The organism is Nocardia cerradoensis NBRC 101014 (genome assembly GCF_000308535.1).
In the GTDB taxonomy this organism is placed as follows: domain Bacteria; phylum Actinomycetota; class Actinomycetes; order Mycobacteriales; family Mycobacteriaceae; genus Nocardia; species Nocardia cerradoensis.
In genome coordinates, this window is record NZ_BAFW01000317.1 from 1 (window position 1) to 3,726 (window position 3,726).

Sequence of the window (3,726 nt, forward strand, 5' to 3'; positions counted from 1 at the left end):
CGCGTGCCGGGCATCCGCTCGGGACCGAGATCCGTTCCGGGCCGGGTATGGGCTGAACGGCCTCGTCCGCCCGGCGATGTCACCGGCCGCCGGTAGAGTGAGAACTCTCGGTCGGGCCAATCAGGAGGCAACAGGTGGACGTGAAATCGGCCGTGCGCGGCTTCAATTCGGTGGTACTCACGCTGACGGAGGCGCCGGTTCTCGGCCCGCTGATGCGGAAGGGATTCGTCGAGATCAGCTATGTCGGGCGCAAGTCCGGTAAGACGTTCAGCACACCGGTGAACTACCGGCGTTCCGGCGATTCGATCGTCATCGGTGTCGCGATGCCCGATCGCAAGAGCTGGTGGCGCAACTTCACCGGCGAGGGCGGCCCCATCACGCTGCATCTGGACGGTGGCGACCGCCACGGCCGTGCCGTGGCCACGCGCGACGACAAGGGCCGGGTTCGGGTACGGGTGCACCTGGACGACGCGGCCGCCGGCTCCGATTGAACCGGAAGATCTGCGGCGCAAAGGTTTTCGAGGGTGACGGTGCCCGCGGGGGCGGGCACCGGAACGTGTGAACCGCTAGGCAGGTATTCGAGCCGTGAGACCGGTTGCGCGAGTGTCGCATTCGGTGTCGTCGAGTGCCGGTGCGGTGAATCTGTGCAGATCGAATTCGTGGGTCCGCACACCGTGGTGGAAGGCGTCGAGCTCGGCTCGATCGAAGATCAGCTCCACATCCGCTGTGGGACGGCCGGTTTCGGCACGCAGTACGTAGCGTCCGTCGGGGCGCCGGAACTGCGTGATCGGTAATCGCTCGGTGCGCCCGGCGCGGATACCGGCCTGGTAGCTGTCGAACTGTTCGTCGCGCAGCAGCAGTATCTCGGTGCCGATCACGGCCGTGCCGGCGGTGGTGGCGGCAGTAGCGCGTTTGTCGTCCCAGACGGCGGTCCATCCGTGTTTGCGCGCGACGCGCACGCAGTTCTGGTGCGGGGAACTGGCGGAGGCTTTTCGGAATTCGCCTACGGTGAAGGTCGGTGGCCGCGTCATCGGATGCCCTTTCTACGGAGTAAGGCTGCCGGCGCACCGATGCGCGGACCGCCGCGCCGACCGTGCCGGCTAAGGCTTGTAGCCGACGGCCGCGAAATTACACGGCCGTGCCGGATCCGCCATGTCCACCGGTGCGGAGGGCCGCCAATCGGGGGCGTGCACGATGCCGGGGTTCAGGAGTTCGAGCCCGTCGTAGAAGGCGGCGAAATCGTCACGGCGGCGCAGCGTCAACGGATCCGAGGTCTGCTTGTAGAGCTCCGCCGCGGCGGCCATTCCGCGTCGGACGTCCTCGGACGCGTCGTCGAGGCCGGCATGGCTCATCGCCACACAGCTGCCGCGCGGGAGACGATCCCGTAGCTGGGCCATCAGCCGGTACGGGCGGTCGCTGTCGGGCACGAACGGCCAGACCCCGACGATGAGCAGTCCGAGCGGCTGGTCCGGATCGATCAGGCGCCGGGTCTCGGGATGATCGAAAATATCGTCGGGACATCGCAGATCGGCATCGAGGACCGCGGTGGCGGCGAGGGCGTCGGAGCCGCGCAACAGGTCGAGCCAGCGCGCCACCGCCTCGGTGTTGTTGTCGACGTACACCACCCGGGTCCGCGGCTCGTGCGCCCATGCGATCTCATGGGTGTTGTCCGCCGTCGGAAACCCGGCGCCGATGTCGAGGAACTGCCGGATTCCGCGTGATGCCATGAAATCGACCGCGCGGCGCAGGAATTCGCGATTGTGCCGCGCCCAGGCGTCGGCGTACGGGAACACCGCGAACACCCGCTCACCGAAGACCTTGTCGACGTCGAACAGCGCCTGGCCGGACAGGTAGTAGTGGTACATCCGCGCCGCCGAGGGCCGGCTCGTGTCGATATCGCGTGAGGGAAAGTCGTTGTCGCTCATAGCTGCCCGGCACTCCTTAGGCTTTGCAGATTACGGACGGTGGGTCACGTCCCGGTGACGCTCTCGCGTCGGAACGAACGCGCGATCCGGTCGATGAACGCTCGCGACCGATCGGGATCCGCTGCGGCCGCGGATAATCGGTCCCAGACGGTCTCCCGGGCGCGTACCGCGGGCTTGTCGTCGATGTAGCGGATGTCGCCCTGGCTCTCCACGATCGCCATGTCCAGGTCACCCGCCGCACCGGGGGAGGGAACCCGCACCAGCGTGAAGCGGTCCTCCATCCCGGCGCCCCGGGTGGCGACGGTGAACGGGAGCACCTGCAGGATGATGTTGGGCCGATGCGACAGTTCGAGCAGGTATTCCAATTGGTCGGCCATCACCGCGCGGCCGCCGTATTCGCGGCGCAGGCACGATTCCGAGAGCACGGCGTGGAATCGCGGGGCACCGGGGCCGGTGAGGACGTCCTGGCGGGCCAGCCGCGCGCGGACCGAATCCTCCACGGTGACCGCACAGGGAGCGGTGGACGGCGGTTGCGCGTCGTGCGGGGGTTCGTGCAGGGCCCGGATATAGGACTCGCATTGGATCAGTCCGGGCACGATCTCGGCCTCGGTCACCCGCAGCAGGCTGGCATGGGCCTCGAGATCCACCAGCAGACGTAATTCCTCGAGATAGGCGCGGCGATGGCCGGTGTTCCAGAAACCGCGTTTGTGGTTGTCCCGGCGTAATGCCTCGAGGCTTTCCAGATAGCCGGGATCGGTGAAACCCAGTGCGACCGCGAGTCGTTCGAGGTCGCCGACGGTGATCGAGCTGGCGCCGTTGATCAACATCGCGATCCGGCTCTGACTGGTGTCGATGATCCGGGCGGCTTCCGCCTGATTCACCCCGGCCGCGCTGATCATGTGGTCGATCTCGCGGCCCAGCAGCAATTTTCGCGCGGTACGTAATCGGGCTCCCATGGGTGCCAGCGTATCGGCGCGACGCGCGGCCCGGGAGGTCGACGAAACGAGGCACTGCTGCGTGATGATCATACGCCCGACGAAATCTCTTCCGCCCCAATCGCTTTCCTTCGCGTGATAATCACGCTAGCATGTATCACGTTCAGGCTATCACGGTTTCGGCGCCAGTCGAATGCGGCCGGAGCCACTGCGACGAACGGATTCGCCGGAATGTCCGCCGACTCCCGAATGCCGGACGGCGTCGTCCGAATTGCGGACGCGGGGCCCGAATTCGGCCGATTATTGGGAAATCTCACAACGTCGGACCCCTGTGGTTCGGATGTTTGGGCCAACCCGCGCCGACTGCTCGTAATCACCGCGCGTCACCGATACCTTCGTCAGTGCGATGGGGATCGGGCGCACGGAAGGAGCGCGATGCCGGCCTACGACTCCTGGGATGCGGAATCCGCGGAGGGCGATGGATTCGATTCCGGAAATGCCAGGAGTGCAACGCATTCCGATCCCGCGATAGTCATGCGGATGGGATTCGAACTGGCGCTCATCCTGCTCGGCGACGCGCCCACCGGGGCGACGCGCGCGCTGCGGCGACTGGAATACGCCGCAGCGGTGTGGGCACGTAACGGAATTCCGATCGATATGGTGCAGCACGCGATCCACGACGGGGTGAAACTGACCCTGAACCGCATCGACCCGGCCGGCGGCACCGGAACCACCGATCCGGTGGCCGATCGCAGCTTCCTGGTCGACATGCTGGACCTGCTGACCTGCACCGTATCCCGCGCCTACGTCGCGGAAATTCGCAATCACCCCGCGCGCTGACCGCCGGTGCGGTGCGGGCAGCGCCT

5 protein-coding genes are annotated in these 3,726 nt (G+C 66.6%); 2 read left to right on the forward strand and 3 right to left on the reverse strand.

The window, feature by feature from the left end; genetic code table 11:
- The first annotated feature begins 134 nt into the window (after positions 1-134).
- The gene (locus tag ON23_RS28370) at positions 135-491 is read left to right on the forward strand and encodes a PNPOx family protein (protein WP_086007000.1); all 357 of its coding nucleotides are present in this window, start codon (positions 135-137) and stop codon (positions 489-491) included.
- 75 nt (positions 492-566) lie between these two features.
- On the opposite strand, the gene ON23_RS28375 is transcribed toward ON23_RS28370, so the two are convergent.
- The 3 genes from ON23_RS28375 to ON23_RS28385 form a co-directional block, all read right to left on the reverse strand.
- Positions 567-1,031: a hypothetical protein gene (locus ON23_RS28375; protein WP_143859894.1), complete on the reverse strand. Its 465-nt coding sequence runs from the start codon at positions 1,029-1,031 to the stop codon at positions 567-569.
- A 69-nt stretch (positions 1,032-1,100) separates the two neighbouring features.
- The gene (locus tag ON23_RS28380) at positions 1,101-1,925 is read right to left on the reverse strand and encodes an SAM-dependent methyltransferase (RefSeq protein ID WP_039782005.1); all 825 of its coding nucleotides are present in this window, start codon (positions 1,923-1,925) and stop codon (positions 1,101-1,103) included.
- Positions 1,926-1,969: 44 nt separating this feature from the next.
- A complete protein-coding gene (locus ON23_RS28385; protein ID WP_039782007.1) occupies positions 1,970-2,881 on the reverse strand; it encodes a helix-turn-helix domain-containing protein in 912 nt (303 codons plus the stop codon).
- A 414-nt stretch (positions 2,882-3,295) separates the two neighbouring features.
- Between ON23_RS28385 and ON23_RS28390 the strand changes: the two genes are divergently transcribed.
- Positions 3,296-3,700: an RsbRD N-terminal domain-containing protein gene (locus tag ON23_RS28390; RefSeq protein ID WP_039782006.1), complete on the forward strand. Its 405-nt coding sequence runs from the start codon at positions 3,296-3,298 to the stop codon at positions 3,698-3,700.
- The last annotated feature ends 26 nt before the right edge of the window (positions 3,701-3,726 follow it).